The sequence below is a fragment of the Streptomyces sp. NPDC007157 genome (assembly GCF_040634235.1).
Classification (GTDB): domain Bacteria; phylum Actinomycetota; class Actinomycetes; order Streptomycetales; family Streptomycetaceae; genus Streptomyces.
On record NZ_JBEYFE010000028.1, the window covers coordinates 16,943 to 33,663 of the forward strand.

Here is a 16,721-nt window from a genome sequence, read left to right on the forward strand (position 1 = left end):
GGGGTTGAGGGCCGTATCGTGCGGAACTGATCAGGTACCGGTCACATCGGGGTAGTGTGCCCCGGTGACCACGCAATCGAACACTCCTGCAGACTCGTACCGCGATCCGCACGGTGCGGCCCAGACACTCTTCACCGAGCCGGTGCTGGTGGTGAACCAGAAGGCCAAGCTGATCGAGCTGACCAACGAGTACAAGGTCATGGACCAGCACGGCCGGGAGATCGGCTCGGTGGCCGAGGTCGGGCAGAGCGCGCTGAAGAAGATCCTGCGCTTCGTCTCCAGCCTCGACCAGTACATGACTCACCGGCTGGAGATCCGTGACGCGTCCGGACAGCCGCAGCTGCTGCTGACCCGGCCCGCGAAGATCTTCAAGTCCAGGGTGATCGTCACGCGTCCGGACGGCTCGCAGGTGGGTGAGATCGTCCAGCAGAACATGATCGGGAAGATCAACTTCGCGATGATCGTGGGTGACCAGAAGGTCGGTGCGATCAAGGCGGAGAACTGGCGCGCGTGGAACTTCGCGATCGTCGACCACACCGACACGGAGGTGGCCCGGATCACGAAGACGTGGGAGGGGCTCGCCAAGACGATGTTCACGACCGCCGACAACTACGTGCTGCAGATCCACCACCAGTTGCCGGAGCCGCTGCGGAGCCTGGTGGTGGCGACGGCGCTGACCGTGGACACGGCCCTGAAGCAGGACTCGCGGGGGCTGGGCTGAGGGTCGTCCGCGGGGCCGCGAGGGCTGATCGCGCCCTCGCGGCTCAGCCGCATGTCGATACCGTCCCGCGCCCCTGAAGGGGCGCTCAGTGTGCCGTGAGCTGACCGGTCTCGGGCTTCTGTTGTTGTGGGAGCAGGGCCTGTTCCGCCGCAGCCCGTGCCGACTCCAGGGCCAGCACCGCGGCAACCGGGTGCTCCTCGTCGTCCGGTTCCACGAGCCGTGTCGCCGGGGTCACCCGGGTCAGCAGGACCACGCCCAAGGAGGCGAGGCCCGCGCCCGCCAGGGCGAGCAGGATGCCCGCCGCGCCGCCCTGCAGGCCCTGCCCCAGCAGGGTCAGGCCGATCAACGCCGCCGCCATCGGGTTGGACAGGGTGACCACCGCGAGGGGGGCGCCCAGGCCGCCTCGGTAGGCCGTCTGGGAGAGCAGCAGGCCGCCCACCGCGAACGCGGCCACCAGGAGCGCCACCACGATCACCTGGACGCTCAGCACCGGGCCGGAGCGGTCCGTCGCCGCCACCGTCACCGTCTGGGTGAGGGCCGAGGCGACGCCCGAGGCGAAGCCGGACGCGGTCGCGTGCCGCAGGCCCGGGCGGGTGCCGGGGCGGGACAGGGCGCCGATCAGGGCGGCGGTCGTACCGGCCACCGCGAGGGCTTCGGTGAGGCTCAGCACCCGATGGGGTGCGGGGCCGGAGGCCGTGACCAGCAGGGCGCCGAGCCCCAGCAGCGTCAGGGCCGTGCCCCGCCACTCCGTCGCGCTGACCCGGCGCCCGGCCACCCGCGCCCCCATCGGTACGGCCGCGACCAGGGTGAGTGCGCCCAGCGGCTGTACGAGGGTGAGCGGGCCGTACTTGAGGGCCACGACGTGCAGGAGCGCGGCGCCCGCGTTGAGGCCGACCGCCGCCCACCAGGCACCGGAGCCGAGCAGTCGTACCAGACCGGCGCCGGCGGTCTTCGACGCGAGCCGTTCCTGGGCGACGGCGGCGGCCGCGTAGGCGACGGCCGAGACCAGGGAGAGGAGGACGGCGATCAGGGTCGCGGTGCTCATCGGCCCGCCCCTACCAGCGCGGGCTCCTCGGACACGAACCCGCGGGTGCTCCGTCCGGCCGTGGTGGCCGTGCGGTGCGGCGGGTGGATCAGGGCCAGGGCGGCGCCGAGCATCGCGGTGGCGACGATCGCGTCCAGCCAGTAGTGGTTCGCGGTGCCCACGATCACCAGCAGGGTGATCGCCGGGTGCAGCAGCCACAGCGGGCGCCATCGGGAGCGGGTCGCGACGATCAGGCCGACCGCCACCATCAGGGCCCAGCCGAAGTGCAGCGAGGGCATCGCCGCGAACTGGTTGGAGAGGTGGTCGCGAGCGGGCGGGCCGTAGACGGAGGGGCCGTACACCCGGGCCGTGTCGACGAGGCCGGTGGCGGCCAGCATCCGCGGCGGTGCCAGCGGGAACGTGAAGGGGAGCACCAGGGCGGCGGCGGTGACCACGGCGAGGACCCGGCGGGCCCAGACGTAGTGCGCGGGCCGCTTCAGGTAGAGCCAGACCAGAAAGGCCAGCGTGGCCGGGAAATGAACCGTGGCGTAGTAGGTGTTGGCCAGGTGGACGAGGGTGCCGCCGGGCAGCAGCGCGGACTGCACGTCGACCTCCGAGGGCAGATGCAGCGTCCGTTCCAGGTCCCAGATCCGGTGGGCGTTGTGCAGGGCCTCGGCGGTGTGGCCGGTGGCCAGCTGCCGCCCGAACTTGTAGACGAGGAAGAGTCCTGCGACGAGCAGGAGCTCACGGACCAGCGGTGGCCGGGCTATCGCCCCCGGCTCCGCTGCTGCCGGCTCGGACTGGGATCTCATCCCAGGCCCCCTCACTCACGGTGGTGCTGTGCCGAGTCCGGGCGGTGGCCCGAACTCACCGATACTCATCGATACGGAAGCGTACCGATACGCCACTGTACCGATACGCCACTGTACCGATACGGTCGGGTACCGGTACAGTGGCGTATCGATAGACGTAGGCCACACTGGTTGTAGGTTTCCGCCCGGACTGAACGGGGGGCGGAGACCGGATGATCCGTATGTGATGCGCGAGTGAGGAGCAGGGCACATGACGTCGCAGGCCGCGGACGGACCGGAGACGGTCGCCGCCTCGCGCCGCTCCAAGATCACGCCGGAGCGGGAGCGGGAGTTCTTCGAAGCCGTGCTCGAACAGATCCGCGAATGCGGCTACGACTCCGTGACCATGGAAGGGGTCGCTTCCAGCACCCGGTGCAGCAAGTCCACGCTCTACCGGCAGTGGAAGACCAAGCCGCAGTTCGTCGCGGCCGCGTTGCGGGCCAGCCGCGAGGTACGCTTCGGCGGCGTCGACACCGGGTCACTCGCCGAGGACCTGCGCGAGGTCGCGCGGGCCGCGGGTGCCTGGACCCGCAAGGACACCAAGTTGCTCCAGGCGCTGGGGCACGCGATGCACTCGGACGAGGAACTGGCGCAGGCACTGCGCGAGGCGCTCGTCGAACCCGAGATCGCCGCGCTCCAGGCGATCCTGCTCCGCGGTGTCGAGCGCGGCGAGGTTCCCGAGGGTCACGCCGCACTGGACTATGTGCCCGCCATGATGTTCGGCGTTCTGCGGGTACGGCCCGTGCTCACCGGTGAGTACGCCGACGCCGACTATCTCGTCCGTTTCGTGGAGGCCGTCGCGCTGCCCGCACTCGGACTGACCTAGACCCAGGCCGCCGTCCACGGGATGACTGGACGGTGACCTGCTCGCGCCGCACCGTGGGGACGGGGGCGGCGCGCACCCCCCGGCCGGGTGGGGCTCCCCTTTGAGCGGAGGGGCGCTCCACCCGGCCGATCGGCGTTCGGGGGCGGGTCAGACGGTCTGGCCGTCGCCGCCGCCGGAGGACACCTTGATGCCCTTGGTGATGTCGTCGATCACGGACTGGCTCTGACCGACGTCGACACCGAACCGGATCACCACGATCTGCTGGGCGTTGGAGGGCGACGGGAAGGCCAGCGACTCGACGTAACCGTCGGCGCCCTTGCTGGTCACCGCCTTCCAGCGGACCAGATAGCCCTTCTGCCCGGCCACGGTGACGGCCTTGGAGGCCAGCACCTGGTGCGAGGTGATCGAGCCGTAGGACTTGCCGCCGTACGACTCCGTGGCGTTGGCCGAGATGTCCGCCTTGGCGACCTCCTCGGCGGTGTCGCCCTTGGTGCCCAGCACCAGCGCGGGCGCCGAGTAGGCGCCGCCGGCGGTGCAGGTCTTGGAGGTGTCGCCGGGGCATTTGTAGGAGTTGTCGGACGTGATCTGGGCGCCGACGTTGATCACCTGCCCGGTCCAGCCCTTCGGCACCGGGATGCCGATGGCGTTGATGGAGTCCGACACCGTGCCGCCGCCCTGGACCTTCGGAGCCTCGGACTGGCCGGGCGACGGCGACGCGCCGCCGTCCGAACCGCCCGAGCCCGAGCCGCCGCCGGACCCCGAGCCGCCCGACCCGCCGAACGGGAAGCCCTGCCCGCCGTTCTGCCCCTCGGGCCCGCCCTGGCCGGAACCGCCGCCCTGGCCGCCCGGACCCTGCTGCGAGGCCTGTCCGCCGCCGTTGCCGCCGCCGTTTCCGGTGAGCGCCCAGGCACCCACCCCGATGGCGGCCAGTACCGCCACGGCGACACCGACGGCAACGCCGGTGCGCAGCCCGCGCTTCCCGGTGGCCGGCGGCGCCGGATACCCCGGATAGGCCGGGTATGCCTGGTAGGCCCCGTCGGCCGGCGATGGCGTCGGGGGACCCCAGTCGGCACCCGACCCGGCGGGGCGGGTCTGCTCCGTCCACGCCTTGCCGTCCCACCAGCGCTCAGTGGCCGGACCGTCACTTGTCTGCCCGGGGTCGGGGTACCACCCGGGGGGAGTCACCTGCGTCATGCCCCCACCGTATGAGGCATCGGTGAAAGTCGGATGAGAGGATCCGGCGACTTTCGGATGAGCCGACTCCCGCGCGCTGTGATCGACCCGCGGCCGAGCCGCCGTACCGAGCCGTCGGACTTCACTCGATCCGCAGCCGTACCGGCGGGTTCGGGGCCTGCTGTGGCAGCCGCAGACCGTGCCGTCCCGGGGTCAGGGAGCCCAGGACGCTCGGATGGCGGGCGCCGGTGGCGGTCGGGGCGGTGCCCGGGAGGCCGTGTGCGGTGAGGAAACCGAGGACCGCGAAGGCGTAGGCCTCCTTCGCCGCCGAGGGCAGACCGAGTTCGTCCGAGGCGCGGACGGGGGTCTTCGGGAGCAGGGCGCGGAGCAGCCGCATCAGCACCGGGTTGCGGGTGCCGCCGCCCGAGGCGATCACCTCTGTGGCTCCGAGGCCGCGTACCGCGTCCGCCACCGTCCGGGCCGTCAGTTCGGTGAGCGTCGCCAGCGCGTCCTCGGCCGACAGCTCCTCCGGTGCCCGCCAGTACCCGGCGTGGAACAGCTCCTTGCCGGTCGTCTTCGGCGCGGGCAGCGCGTAGTACGGGTCCGCCAGCAGCCGCTCCAGCAGGGGGCCGTGCGGCCGGCCGCGCGCCGCCAGCGCCCCGTCGACGTCGTACGTCAGCCGGCCGCCGGTGAACTCCCGGGCCGCGGCGTCCAGCAGCGCGCACCCCGGCCCGGTGTCGAAGGCCGTGCCGTCCGGCGCGGTGAGGTTGGCGATCCCTCCGATGTTCAGCGCCACCGGCGTGCCCGGCCGGCCGCGCAGCCACAGCAGGTCGACCAGGCTCACCAGGGGCGCGCCCTGGCCGCCGGCGGCCACGTCCCGCGGCCGGAAGTCGGCGACCACCGGCAGCCCCGTCGCCTCCGCGATCCAGGCCGGCTGGCCGAGCTGCAGTGTCCCGTGCACCCGGCCGCCGTCCACCCAGTGGAAGACCGTCTGCCCGTGCGAGGCCACCAACTCGGCCCGTCCGCCGCACAGCTCACGGTCGGCCCGGAGGGCCGCGGCCGCGAACGCCTGCCCGATCCGGGTGTCCAGCAGACACACCCGCGCCAGCGGTACGGCGGCCGGCGGCAGCGCGCCCGCGAGAGCCTCGCGCAACTCGTCGTCGTAGGGCGTGCTCACCAGCCCCAGCGGCTTCAGCAGCAGCGTGTCGCCGGCCAGGCGCAGCTCGGCGGCCGCCGCGTCGACCGCGTCGTACGACGTCCCGGACATCAGACCGATCACCAGCACCGCTCAGCCCGCCTTCGTCTCCCGTGACCTCGCCAGCGCGAGCACGCTGACCGCGCAGGTCGCCGCCGCGTAGTAGCCGGGGACGTCCAGGTTCCCGGTGCGCTCGACCGCCTCCGTGATGATGAGGCCCGCACAGCCCGAGAAGACGGCATTGGACAGGGCGTAGGCGAGTCCCAGGCCCGTGCAGCGGGCGCGCGCCGGGAACATCTCGGCCAGCAGCGCGGGCCCCGGCCCGGCCAGCAGCCCCACCACCGCGCCGGCACCGAACAGGGCCGCGCCCTTCACCCCGGCGGACACCCCGCCGTCCTGGAGGAGGTCGAGCAGCGGCAGGGCCAGCACGACCACGAGACCGGCGCCCGTCAGCATCACCGGCCGCCGCCCGACCCGGTCGCTGAGCAGCCCCGCCGGGAGGATCGCCGCCGCGAAACCCAGGTTCGCCAGCACGGTCGCCAGCAGGGCCGTACGGAAGCCGGTGTGCAGCGCGGTCTGGAGGTACGACGGCAGCACGACCAGGAAGGTGTACCCGGCCGCCGACCAGCCCATCACCCGCCCGACGGCCACCGCGACCGCCCCGGCCGACACCCGCACCGCCCGCACGTCCGGCTCCCGGAACTCCGGCGTCTCGTCCAGACCCACCCGCAGCCACAGCGCGAGCGCGCCCAGCGGCAGCGCCAGCAGGAACGGCAACCGCCAGCCCCATGAGGCGAGCTGACCTGCCGTCAGTACGGAGGCGAGCCCGGCCGCCAGGCCCGCCCCGGCCAGCAGCCCCAGCGCCACGGTGAACGACTGCCACGCCCCGTACAGCCCCCGCCGCCCCGGCGGCGCGAACTCGGTCAGCATCGCCACCGCGCCCCCGAACTCCCCTCCCGCGGAGAGTCCCTGAATGGCTCTCAGGAGCGTCAGCAGCCAGGGCGCGAGCGCACCGGCCTGCGCATAGGTCGGCAGCAGGCCGATGAGCGCCGTGGCACCCGTCATCAGCGCGACCACGAGGATCAGCACCGGCCGCCGGCCGAGCCGGTCGGCCAGCCGGCCGAACAGGGCCGCGCCCAGCGGGCGGAAGAAGAACGCCAGCCCGAACGAGGCGTAGGTGCGCACCAGCCCCTCGGCCGCGCTGCCGCCCGCCGGGGTGAAGAACCGCTCGGCGACGACCGTCGCGAAATAGCCGTAGACACCGAACTCGTACCACTCGATGAAGTTGCCCACCGAGCCCGCCGCCAGCGCCCGGAGGGGGCGATTCCGTTCCTGTGCTGCCCGATCTTCGAAACTCAGCTTCATTTCCACGCCTGTTGACGGTCCGTTCGCTCGACAGCGGCAGGTCGGGGCCGTCACGCGTCGTCCCGCCGCGCCCGCCGTCACCCGTCACGGCAACGGCTGCCCGGACCCGCCTCCGGACAGCCAACAGGACGGCTAGGCTCGTGGTCTGTACGTCGTTCGGGCGACTTGGGGAGGTAACGGGATGACGGAGGAACTACCCCCGGAGGGCTCCTCTGCTCCCCTCTGGGAGCGCGACGCGGAGCTCACCGCCATCACCGAGGCACTCGACCTCCTCTGCGCCGACCGCTCCACCTCCGGGAACCTGCTGGTCCTGCGCGGCGAGGCCGGACTCGGCAAGACCGCCCTGCTGGCCGAGACCCGCCGGATCGCCCAGCGCCGCGGCTGCACCGTCTGGTCCACCCGCGGCGGCGAGACCCTGCGCAGCGTTCCCTTCAACGTGGTACGGCAGTTGCTCCAGCCGGCCCTGGTCTCCCTGCTCCCCGACGAGGCCCGGGAGTACCTCGGCGACTGGTACGACATCGCCGGTCCCGCCCTCGGCATCACCGACCCGGGCGAGCGCCAGGCCGACCCGCAGGGCGTCTGCGACGGACTGGTCGCCGCCGTCCGCCGGCTGGCCAAACGCGACTGGCCGCTGGTGCTGCTGATCGACGACGCGCACTGGGCCGACCAGGAGACCCTGGCCTGGCTCGCCGCCTTCGTGGAGCGCCTCGACGACCTGCCCGTGCTCGTCCTGGTCGCCCGCCGCCCCGGCGAGGTCAGCGGCGACAGCGCCCGCTACCTCGACACCGTGGCCGCCGCGGCCGCGAACCCCGTGCACAACCTCAGCGCCCTCACCCCGGACGCCACCGCCGGACTCACCCTCGCCACCCTCGGCGCACACGCCGACGCCCCGTTCTGCCGCGAGGTCTGGGCCGTCACCGGCGGCAACCCCTACGAGACCGTCGAGCTCCTCGCCAAGGTCCAGGACAGCGAGGTCGAACCCGTCGAGGCCCGGGCCGGCGAACTGCGCGCGCTCAACCGGTCGGCCCGCGGCGGCGGACTCGTCACCCGCCTCGAAGGTCTCGGTATCGACGCCACCCGGTTCGCCTGGGCCGCCGCCATCCTCGGCACCGGCATCTCCGTCGACCTGGTCGCCCAGCTCGCCACCATGACCGTGGAGGACGCCGAGCGGTGCGCCGAACTGCTGCGCAGCGCCCGTATCCTCACCGCACCCGACCCGGCCGGCTCCCGCTCCCACACCGGCGACCTGGAGTTCGTCCATCCGCTGATCGCCAGCGCCGTCTACAACTCCATCCCGCCGGCGATGTGCACCGCCATGCACGGCATCGCCGCCCAGATCGTCATCGACGACGGCCGGGGCATCGCCGAGGCCTCCCGTCACCTGCTGAAGGTGCATCCGGACGACGACGAGGAACTCGTCCAGCAGCTGCAGGACGCGGCCAAGGAACACCTCGCCGTCGGCGCCCCGGACGCGGCCCGCCGCTGCCTCGAACGCGCCCTGCTGGAACCGCCCGTACCCGAGGTCCACGCGCGCGTGCTCTACGAACTGGGCTGCGCCACCCTGCTCACCAAGCCCGCGGTCACCATCGGCCATCTGCGGAGCGCGCTCGGCATGCCCGGCCTCGGCGGCGCCGAACGCGTCGACGCCGTCTTCCGCCTCTCCCAGGCCCTCCTCCACAACGACCAGCTGGAGGAAGCCGTCCGCACGGTCGAGGCGGAGGCCGCCCGGCACGAGGACGGCCCCGCCAGGCTCCGGCTCCAGGCCGTCCAGTTCATGTGGGAGGGCATCGCAGGCGAGGCGGTCTCCCCGCGCCGCTCCGAACGCCTCGGCGAGCTCGCCGACACCTGCACCGGCCGGGACAACTCCGAGCGCGCCCTGCTGATGCTGCGCGGCTTCGACCTTCTCATCCAGGGGGAGAACGCCGAAGAGGTCGTGGAAATGTGCGACCGCGCCCTCGTCAACGGCCGGCTCGCTCCCGGACTCGGCTGGACCGACACCGAGTGGGGCATCGAGCTGCTGCTGATGCTCGCCAACGCCTACGTCTACACCGACCGCCTCGACCGCGCGGAGAGCCTCTACAACGAGGCCCTGCGCGCCTACGAGTCCGCCGGCTGGAGCGGCGGCCATCTCGCCCTCGCCCATGCCTATGTGGGCCTCGCCCACCGCAGGCGCGGCCGGCTGGGGGACGCGGAGACATCCCTGCGGGAGTCCTTGCGGATCGCCGAGCGGGTCGGCCGCAGACTGCCCCTGTACTGGACCGCCACCTGCAACCTGGTCGACACGCTGCTCGCCCGCGGCCATGTCCAGCAGGCCTGGGAGACGGCCGAGCAGTACGGTTTCGCACCGCCGTACCCCTCCACCATCGTGATGCCGGACCCGCGGTCCGTACGCGGCCGGCTGCTGCTGGCCGTCGGCCGGACGAAGGAGGCCGTCAACGAACTGGAGGCCGCGGAGAAGGCGGCCGCCGCGCGCGGTCACTTCAACCCGGTGGTGGTGCCCTGGGCGCTCGACCTCGCCCGGGCCCTCGCGGGCGAGGACCCGGCGCGGGCGGCACAGCTGACGGCGGACGCACGGCGGCAGGCCGAGCGGTTCGGCACGGACACGGCGATCGGTGAGGCCCTGAGGTGCGCCGCCGCGCTGGAGACCGGGCAGCGGCAGGTGCGGCTCGCCTCGCAGGCGGTTGCCTATCTGGAGGCGTCGCCGTGTCAGTACGAGCATGCGGCGGCGCGGGTGGAGTACGGGATCGCCGCACGGTCGGTGGCCGAGCTGAACCGGGGGCTGGCGTTGGCCCGGTCGTGCGGGGCGGACGGGCTGGTCGCCCAGGCGCGGGAGGTTCTGGATACGGGGCGCGGGCTGCGGTGACGGGTGCGGGCCGTCTGTGGCCGAGCGCGGCCACGCGGCGGCGGCCGCCTGTCGATACAGCCCCGCGCCCCTGAAGGGCGCTACAGCGCGAGGAGTTGATCCGTGACCGCGGAGAGGCGCTTTCGCACCTCTCGGTCGTACGTGGCCTCGTGCGCCCGCGCCCTGCTCGTACCGTCGAAGTAGCCGCCCGTCCCCAAGTCCTTGGTCGCGAGCGCGAGCACCCCGGGGGCGCCGTCCGCCACCGTGTTCCACGGGGCCACCCCGCCCTCCCTGACCATCGCCGTGTCCATGAAGGTCGCCGGGTGCAGCACGTTGACGGCCACGCCCGTGCCCGCCAGCTCCTCCGCCAGGGTGAAGGTGTGGGCCGCCAGCGCGAACTTGGCTCGGCAGTAGGCCGCGAAGCCCTGGTAGCCGCGGGTGAACTCGGGGTCGTCGAAGTCCAGGGGCTCCTGGCCCGCCGAGCCCACGTTGACGATCCGGGCCGGGGTGCGGGCACGCAGGACCGGCAGCAGGGCGTGGGTCAGGGTCACCGGGGCCAGGTAGTTGACGGCCAGCCGCAGTTCGTGGCCGTCGGCGCTCAGCTCGCGTCCGGTGCCGGGCGCACCGGCGCCGATGCCCGCGTTGTTGATCAGCACGTCCAGGTCGGGACGCGCCTCGGCGACCCGCGCGCCCAGCTCCCGGACCTGTGCCAGCGAGGCCAGGTCCGCGACAAAGCCCTCCGCGTCGCCCTCGGTGCGCAGCTCCTGGACCAGAGCGTCGGTACGGCCCGGATCCCGGCCGTGCGCGAGGACGACATGGCCGGAGCGGACCAGCTCGAAGGCGACGTACCGGCCGAGCCCGGAGGTGGCACCGGTGATCAGAATGGTGGACATGCTTCCAGCGTAGGCACGCACCTCCGCCGGTTGCTTGATACTGCTGGGGCTACGACTGCCAGGGTCACCCTTCCTCCTCCTCCGCCAGCACCCGCTGGGCCGTCGCGAACGCCGAGTTCGCCGCCGGGACCCCGCAGTACACGGCCGTCTGCAGCAGTACCGCGCCGATCTCCTCCGGGGTGAGCCCGTTGCGCCGGGCGGCCCGCACATGCATGGCCAGCTCGTCGTAGTGGCCGTGCGCGACCAGCGCGGTGAGGGTGATCATGCTGCGTTCGCGGCGGGAGAGCGTGGGGTCGGTCCAGATCTCGCCCCAGGCGTAGCGCGAGATGAAGTCCTGGAAGCGGGCCGTGAACGGCGTCTGGCGGGCCTGCGCCCGGTCGACGTGGGCGTCGCCCAGCACCTCCCGGCGCACCGCCATGCCCCGCTTGGCACCGCCGTCGAGGTGCGCGCGGAGCGCGGTGAGGACGGCCTCGGGGCACTGCGCGGGCGCCAGGTGCGAGGCGCCCGGCAACTCGACCAGCGTGGACGCCGGAACCGCGTCCGCGATCTCCCGCAGATGCGGCGGCGGGGTCGCCGGATCCCGACGGCCCGCGATCAGCAGGGTGCGTACGGCGATCTCGCCGAGCCGGTCCCGCAGGTCGAAGGCGGCCAGCGCGTCGCAGCAGGCGGCGTACGCCTCCGGGTCCACCGTCCGCTGGTCCTCGACGAGGCGCGGCACGGTGAAGCCGGGCGTGAACCAGCGGCTGCCCGCGTTCTTCGCGAGCCACTCCACGCCCTCCCGGCGTACCCGCTCGGCCCGCTCCTCCCAGGGCCCGGCCCCGTTGAAGTGGGCGGAGGAGCAGATCACGGCCAGGTTTTCCAGCCGGTCCGGGTGGTGGACGGCCAGGTGCAGTCCGACCGCTCCGCCCAGCGACACCCCGGCATACGCGAACCGCTCGATGCCGAGCGAGTCGGCGAGCGCGAGCACCAGGTCGGCGAGGTCACCGACGGTCGCTCCCGCCTTGAGCAGACCGGGTGCCGAACCGCCGTGTCCCGGCAGGTTCCAGCGCACCACCCGGTGGCCGGTGGACAGTTCGGGCGCCACCGCGTCCCACAGCGCGTACGAGGTGCCCAGCGACGGCCCGAGCAGCAGCGGAGGAGCGGAAGTGGGGCCTTCGACACGGTGGTTGAGGAGGGTCTCGATCAACGTCGCTCCAGTGCACGATCGGTGAGGGCGCCGGCGGAGCCGGTGTAGCGGGCCGGGTCGGTCAGGTCGTCGAGGTCGATGTCCTTCAGTTCGGGCTCCTCGGCGAGGAGTTCACGCAGCGGGCGCCGCTCGGCGTGGGTGCGGCGGGCGAGTTCGGTGAGCAGCTCCTTCGCGCGGGCCCGGCCGAGCACGGGGGCCAGTGCGGCGGACAGCCGCTCGGAGACGATCAGCCCACGGGTGAGATCCAGGTTCCGGCGCATCGCCTCCGGGTGCACGCGCAGCCCCTCCGCCAGCTCCGCGGTGTCCCGGGCCGCGCCCCCGACGGCGCGCAGCAGATCCCGCAACGGCTCCCACTCGGCGTGCCAGGCACCGGCCGGCCGCTCGTCCTCCGCGACCAGGGAGCCGTACAGGACGGCCGCGAGCTGCGGGGCCCGCCGGGCGGCGGCCGCGACGAGCGTGGACCGCACGGGGTTCGCCTTGTGCGGCATCGCCGACGAACCGCCCCCGCTGCCCTCGGAGAGCTCACCGATCTCGGTACGGGACAGCGTCAGCACGTCCACGGCGACCTTGCCCAGCGCGCCGGCCGTCAAGGCCAGGCACCCGGCGAGATCGGCGACCGGCGTACGCAGCGTGTGCCATGGCAACAGCGGGACGGCGAGCCGGAGTTCACGCGCGTACGCCGCGGGCAGCTCTTCGACGGGTTCCGCGCCGTACGCTCCGAAGGCCGCCAACGTGCCCGCCGCGCCGCCGAGTTGCACGGGCAGTGACTCCCGGACCCGCACCATGCGGTCCCGGGCGTCCAGGACCAGCGAACGCCAGCCGGCCGCCTTCAGCCCGAAGGTCGTCGGTACGGCGTGCTGCGTGAGCGTACGTCCCGGCATCGGTGTGTCACGGTGCTCGGCGGCCGTCCGGGCCAGCGCCTGCTCGGTACGGCCGAGGTCGGCGCGGACCAGGTCCAGGGTGCGGGCGGCGACCAGCATCGTCGCCGTGTCCATGATGTCCTGGCTGGTGGCGCCCCGGTGCACATAGGGCCCGTACTCCGTGCCGACCGCCTCCGTCAGATCGGCGACCAGTGGGATGACCGGGTTTCCGCCGGCCCGGGCGCGCTCCGCGAGCGAACCGACGTCGAAGCGGTCGGTGCCGGCCGCCTCCGTCACGGCCGCCGCGGCCTCGGCCGGGGCCAGCCCCAGGGCGGCCTGGGCGCGGGTGAGGGCGGCCTCCGCGTCGAGGAGCGCCCGCAGCCAGGCGGCGTCTTCGGTCGCGGACGCGACGGCGGACCCGGCCCACCCGGGACCGAGCAGCCCGGCGTCGCCGCCGCCGTGTCCCACTGTCGTCACCGGAACTCCAGGAAGACCGTCTCGCCCTCGCCCTGAAGGCGGATGTCGAAACGGTAGGTCCCCCGGCCCTCGTCGCCCGCGATCAGTGTGTCGCGTCGCTCGCCCACCCGGGTGAGCAGCGGGTCGGCGCTGAGCGCGGCGTCGTCGCCGGGCAGATAGATCCGGGTGAACAGGTGCATGAGCAGCCCCCGGGCGAAGACGCACACGCTGAGGTAGGGCGCGCTGTCGCCACGGGCACCCGGCCGCAGCGTCCGCGCGTACCAGTGTCCGTCGGCGTCCGTCTGGATCCGGCCCCAGCCGGTGAACTCCACGCCGTTGCGGCCGAGGTGGTCACCGGTCGCCGGGTCGCGGCGAAGCGAACCGTCGGTGGTGGAGACGTTCCCTTCGGGGTCCGCGCCCCACAGCTCCAGGAACGCGTCGGGCAGCGGGTTGCCCTCGCCGTCGAGGATGTACCCGTGGACCGTGACCGTGTCCGGGTGGCCGAGGGGGGCGATCTCCTCGCCGCCGCGGAACGGCAGCGCGTAGCCGTAGAACGGACCGACCGTGTGCGACGGGGTGGGCAGCACCTGCTCCGGGCTCCTTGTGTCGATCTTCGTCATGGCAGCTCAGCGTCCTTCTTCGAGCCAGGTGGCGTGCGGGCCGTCCAGCACGATGTCCCAGTGGTAGCCCATCGAGAACTCCGGCACGGACAGGCTGTGGTCGTAGGTCGCGACCAGGCGCTGCCGGGCCGCGTCGTCCGTCACCGACTGGATGATCGGGTCGTACGGGAACAGCGGGTCGCTCGGAAAGTACATCTGCGTCACGAGCCGCTGGGTGAACGCCGTGCCGAACATCGAGAAGTGGATGTGCGCCGGCCGCCACGCGTTGAGGTGGTTGCGCCAGGGGTAGGGGCCCGGCTGGACGGTGGTGAAGCGGTAGCCGCCGTCGGCGTCGGTGATCGTACGACCGACACCCGTGAAGTTGGGGTCGAGCGGGGCGTCGTGCTGCTCGCGCTGGTGGGCGTAGCGCCCCGCCGAGTTGGCCTGCCAGATCTCGATCAGCTGGCCTCGGACCGGCCGGCCGTCCCGGTCCAGCAGCCGCCCGGAGACGGTGATCCGCTCACCGATGGGCTCACCGGTGTGCTGACGGGTCAGGTCATTGTCCGTCCCGGTGATGTCCCGCTCCCCGAACGCGGGGGAGTGCAGCTCCACCAGCTCCGGATCCTTGCCGGTGTCGATGGCGACCAGGGGTTGTTTCGGATGCCGGAGAACGGAGGACCGGTAGGGGGCGTAGTCCCGACGGGGGTGATGTTCGACGGGGGCGCCTTCGGCGACGCGCTTTTCGTAGGCGGAGTGTTCGGCGGTGATTTCGACGTCGATGTCGGCTTGGGTGAGAGTCATGGGAGTTCCTAGCTGTAAGCGCCCCGGCAGGAGCGCGGGGCTCTATCGATGTGCGGCTCTGCCGCGTGGGCGCGACGAGCCGCGGCGCACCCGCGGGTGCCGCACGACCTGTCGCTCAGAACCCGCCCACCGCCGGCGACGCGCCCTTCGGCACATCGGCCACCGCCTTCCCAGCCGTGGCGACCACCTCGGCCATCCGTGAAGCCCCATCTCGATCAAGGAATTAGTCAGGGCACTGAGTACTTCGGCGAGACCTCTTTCACGCTGCCACCGGCGTCTTCGCTCGTCAAGGCCTCGGGTAATGGCAGACGGGTGTACAGACAGGATGTGGTGACTGCGAGTATCGTTCAGTGCACCAACCAATTCGGATCTTGGGGGCGCATATGGCCGCGGTGGACCTCACCACCCACCCCGGGCACCTGGCCCGGCGGCTTCAGCAGGCCCACTACCTGCTGTGGAACACGATGGTCTCGGAGGAGATCACCTCGCCGCAGTTCGCCGTCCTGAACGCGCTCGTCGCCGAGCCGGGACTGGACCAGCGCACGGTGGGGGAGCGGGTGGGTCTGGACCGGTCGACCATCGCCGAGGTCATCAGCCGGCTCGGTCGGCGCGGGCTGGTCGACAAGGTGCGCGACCCGCAGGACGGCCGCCGCTCTCTGCTGCGCCTCACCGACGACGGGCTGCGCACCCACCGCAAGCTCACCGTGCGCACCGCCCGGATGAACCAGGTGTTCCTGGCCCCGCTCTCGGCCGAGGAGCAGACCCAGTTCTTCGAACTGATCCGCCGGGTCTCGGACGCGGCGGAGGGGCTGCGCAATCCCGCGGAGCCCCTCGTCCCGCAGGCCTAGGACTTCGCGAACACCACCCAGACCTGCCCCTCGGCGAAGTCCACCGGACTGCCGTCCGCCCCGGTGAACGTCGTACCGTCGCCGGCCTTCCGCCGTGTCCAGGTGGCCTCGAACGAACGCCCGTCCCGCAGCACTTCGGCCTTCCCCGTCCCCACCGTCTCGGTGAACGGCGTGTGGTTGCCGAGCACGTCGTGGAACTCGGACGTGCGTACCCGCACGTGTTGCACCACGACCGTCGCGGCCGCCACCCGTTTCCCGGCCGGGGTCCGGGCCGGGGTGCCGTCCATCGACACCAGCCAGCGCTTCTCGCCGCCGGACCAGGTGAAGGTGAAGCGGGCCGCCGGATACCGCACGGTGCGGGTGGCGGTGGCCGTGCCGCCGGCCGAGGCCGGGCCGTAGCGGAAGCCGGTGGTGAGCGCCGCCTCGCCGGGTGCGCCGGCCATCAGTTTCGCCGGGCGCAGATACAGGTTGTGCGGCGCCGGCTTGTCGCTGCCCCGGTAGTAGGCGTCGGACGCCGCGTCGGGGGTCTCCGGCCGCAGCGGTGCCCGGTCGATCAGCGGGAGCAGCTTGCGCTGGGCACCGGAGAAGGCGAGCGTCGGCCGGTCGAACTGGCGCAGCAGTTCCAGATCGGACTCGCGAGCGCTGCGCACCGGGCCGATGACCCCGGGGAGCTTGGTGGCGTACACCGCCATCAGCCGGCTGAGCCCGCCCTCCACCTGCTCCGCGTACACCACGTCCGCAGAGTCCAGTCCGGTCTGCGGGCGGGCCGCGCCGACGTTGTCGATCTTCACGGCCAGTACGGAGCCGGTGCCGGCGGTGCGCTGCCCGTCCGGCGCCTGACTGTCGTCCGGTGCCTGGCTGTCGTGCGGTGCCCGGCCGTCGTCCGAGGTGTCGTGCCGGGTGCAGCCGGCCGACAGCACGGCCGCGGCCAGTGCGGCCGTCAGCACGGTCCGGCGCGTCGGCGCCCTGTGTCGCATGCCCACCGTTGCCACCCCGTTCGTCCCCTTGATTGTGTGCTCATCGGCTCACCGGTGGCCATACCCGGTCGAAACCGATCACGCACCGTCGGGTGACCCGCCCG

15 protein-coding genes are annotated in these 16,721 nt (G+C 72.8%); 4 read left to right on the plus strand and 11 right to left on the minus strand.

Annotated features, from left to right (window positions below):
- Positions 1-64: 64 nt before the first annotated feature.
- Entirely contained in the window at positions 65-721 is a 657-nt protein-coding gene (locus tag ABZ642_RS37035; RefSeq protein ID WP_360492789.1) for a phospholipid scramblase-related protein, read from the plus strand.
- Between the two features lie 85 nt (positions 722-806).
- On the opposite strand, the gene ABZ642_RS37040 is transcribed toward ABZ642_RS37035, so the two are convergent.
- Both ABZ642_RS37040 and ABZ642_RS37045 read right to left on the minus strand, forming a co-directional pair.
- Positions 807-1,766 carry a hypothetical protein gene (locus ABZ642_RS37040; RefSeq protein ID WP_360492792.1) on the minus strand — a complete coding sequence of 320 codons (960 nt, stop codon included), beginning with the start codon at positions 1,764-1,766 and terminating at the stop codon, positions 807-809.
- A complete protein-coding gene (locus ABZ642_RS37045) occupies positions 1,763-2,557 on the minus strand; it encodes a phosphatase PAP2 family protein (RefSeq protein ID WP_360492795.1) in 795 nt (264 codons plus the stop codon). Before ABZ642_RS37045 ends, ABZ642_RS37040 begins: the two co-directional genes overlap by 4 nt.
- A gap of 250 nt (positions 2,558-2,807) precedes the next feature.
- Here ABZ642_RS37045 and ABZ642_RS37050 point away from each other — a divergent pair, with 250 nt between their 5' ends.
- On the plus strand, positions 2,808-3,422 hold the full coding sequence (locus tag ABZ642_RS37050) for a TetR/AcrR family transcriptional regulator C-terminal ligand-binding domain-containing protein (protein WP_360492798.1): 615 nt from the start codon (positions 2,808-2,810) through the stop codon (positions 3,420-3,422).
- Between the two features lie 147 nt (positions 3,423-3,569).
- On the opposite strand, the gene ABZ642_RS37055 is transcribed toward ABZ642_RS37050, so the two are convergent.
- The 3 genes from ABZ642_RS37055 to ABZ642_RS37065 all read right to left on the minus strand — a co-directional run bounded on the left by ABZ642_RS37055 (position 3,570) and on the right by ABZ642_RS37065 (position 7,155).
- A complete protein-coding gene (locus ABZ642_RS37055; protein ID WP_360492801.1) occupies positions 3,570-4,616 on the minus strand; it encodes a DUF2510 domain-containing protein in 1,047 nt (348 codons plus the stop codon).
- Between the two features lie 121 nt (positions 4,617-4,737).
- A complete protein-coding gene (locus ABZ642_RS37060) occupies positions 4,738-5,880 on the minus strand; it encodes an anhydro-N-acetylmuramic acid kinase (RefSeq protein WP_360492804.1) in 1,143 nt (380 codons plus the stop codon).
- Positions 5,881-5,883: 3 nt separating this feature from the next.
- Complete coding sequence (locus ABZ642_RS37065; protein ID WP_360492807.1) at positions 5,884-7,155, minus strand: MFS transporter; 1,272 nt, start codon at positions 7,153-7,155, stop codon at positions 5,884-5,886.
- A gap of 181 nt (positions 7,156-7,336) precedes the next feature.
- Here ABZ642_RS37065 and ABZ642_RS37070 point away from each other — a divergent pair, with 181 nt between their 5' ends.
- Positions 7,337-10,018 (plus strand): AAA family ATPase, encoded by a 2,682-nt coding sequence (locus ABZ642_RS37070; RefSeq protein WP_360492810.1) that lies wholly within the window; start codon positions 7,337-7,339, stop codon positions 10,016-10,018.
- 80 nt (positions 10,019-10,098) lie between these two features.
- Here ABZ642_RS37070 and ABZ642_RS37075 read toward each other — a convergent pair whose 3' ends face one another.
- The 5 genes from ABZ642_RS37075 to pcaH form a co-directional block, all read right to left on the minus strand.
- Positions 10,099-10,890 (minus strand): SDR family NAD(P)-dependent oxidoreductase, encoded by a 792-nt coding sequence (locus tag ABZ642_RS37075; RefSeq protein ID WP_360492813.1) that lies wholly within the window; start codon positions 10,888-10,890, stop codon positions 10,099-10,101.
- A 64-nt stretch (positions 10,891-10,954) separates the two neighbouring features.
- Complete coding sequence (gene pcaD / locus ABZ642_RS37080) at positions 10,955-12,076, minus strand: 3-oxoadipate enol-lactonase (RefSeq protein WP_360492815.1); 1,122 nt, start codon at positions 12,074-12,076, stop codon at positions 10,955-10,957.
- On the minus strand, positions 12,073-13,404 hold the full coding sequence (gene pcaB / locus ABZ642_RS37085; RefSeq protein ID WP_360493083.1) for a 3-carboxy-cis,cis-muconate cycloisomerase: 1,332 nt from the start codon (positions 13,402-13,404) through the stop codon (positions 12,073-12,075). Before pcaB ends, pcaD begins: the two co-directional genes overlap by 4 nt.
- A 5-nt stretch (positions 13,405-13,409) precedes the next feature.
- Positions 13,410-14,012, minus strand: a complete 603-nt coding sequence (gene pcaG / locus ABZ642_RS37090; RefSeq protein ID WP_360492818.1) for a protocatechuate 3,4-dioxygenase subunit alpha — start codon at positions 14,010-14,012, stop codon at positions 13,410-13,412.
- A gap of 6 nt (positions 14,013-14,018) precedes the next feature.
- Positions 14,019-14,792, minus strand: a complete 774-nt coding sequence (gene pcaH / locus ABZ642_RS37095) for a protocatechuate 3,4-dioxygenase subunit beta (protein WP_360492820.1) — start codon at positions 14,790-14,792, stop codon at positions 14,019-14,021.
- A gap of 383 nt (positions 14,793-15,175) precedes the next feature.
- Between pcaH and ABZ642_RS37100 the strand changes: the two genes are divergently transcribed.
- Entirely contained in the window at positions 15,176-15,640 is a 465-nt protein-coding gene (locus ABZ642_RS37100) for a MarR family transcriptional regulator (RefSeq protein WP_360492823.1), read from the plus strand.
- Here ABZ642_RS37100 and ABZ642_RS37105 read toward each other — a convergent pair.
- Positions 15,637-16,617 carry a DUF3048 domain-containing protein gene (locus ABZ642_RS37105; RefSeq protein WP_360492826.1) on the minus strand — a complete coding sequence of 327 codons (981 nt, stop codon included), beginning with the start codon at positions 16,615-16,617 and terminating at the stop codon, positions 15,637-15,639. The two genes, ABZ642_RS37100 and ABZ642_RS37105, sit on opposite strands and share 4 nt — an antisense overlap.
- Between the last annotated feature and the right edge of the window lie 104 nt (positions 16,618-16,721).

What these genes read in the sequence shown, in the direction of transcription:
- ABZ642_RS37040 (WP_360492792.1), bottom strand. Translation starts at nt 1,766, where the DNA reads ATGAGCACCGCGACCCTGATCGCCGTCCTCCTCTCCCTGGTCTCGGCC.
- pcaH (WP_360492820.1), bottom strand. Translation starts at nt 14,792, where the DNA reads ATGACTCTCACCCAAGCCGACATCGACGTCGAAATCACCGCCGAACAC.
- pcaG (WP_360492818.1), bottom strand. Translation starts at nt 14,012, where the DNA reads ATGACGAAGATCGACACAAGGAGCCCGGAGCAGGTGCTGCCCACCCCG.
- ABZ642_RS37055 (WP_360492801.1), bottom strand. Translation starts at nt 4,616, where the DNA reads ATGACGCAGGTGACTCCCCCCGGGTGGTACCCCGACCCCGGGCAGACA.
- ABZ642_RS37075 (WP_360492813.1), bottom strand. Translation starts at nt 10,890, where the DNA reads ATGTCCACCATTCTGATCACCGGTGCCACCTCCGGGCTCGGCCGGTAC.
- ABZ642_RS37070 (WP_360492810.1), top strand. Translation starts at nt 7,337, where the DNA reads ATGACGGAGGAACTACCCCCGGAGGGCTCCTCTGCTCCCCTCTGGGAG.
- ABZ642_RS37100 (WP_360492823.1), top strand. Translation starts at nt 15,176, where the DNA reads ATGGCCGCGGTGGACCTCACCACCCACCCCGGGCACCTGGCCCGGCGG.
- ABZ642_RS37105 (WP_360492826.1), bottom strand. Translation starts at nt 16,617, where the DNA reads ATGCGACACAGGGCGCCGACGCGCCGGACCGTGCTGACGGCCGCACTG.
- ABZ642_RS37050 (WP_360492798.1), top strand. Translation starts at nt 2,808, where the DNA reads ATGACGTCGCAGGCCGCGGACGGACCGGAGACGGTCGCCGCCTCGCGC.
- ABZ642_RS37065 (WP_360492807.1), bottom strand. Translation starts at nt 7,155, where the DNA reads ATGAAGCTGAGTTTCGAAGATCGGGCAGCACAGGAACGGAATCGCCCC.
- ABZ642_RS37045 (WP_360492795.1), bottom strand. Translation starts at nt 2,557, where the DNA reads ATGAGATCCCAGTCCGAGCCGGCAGCAGCGGAGCCGGGGGCGATAGCC.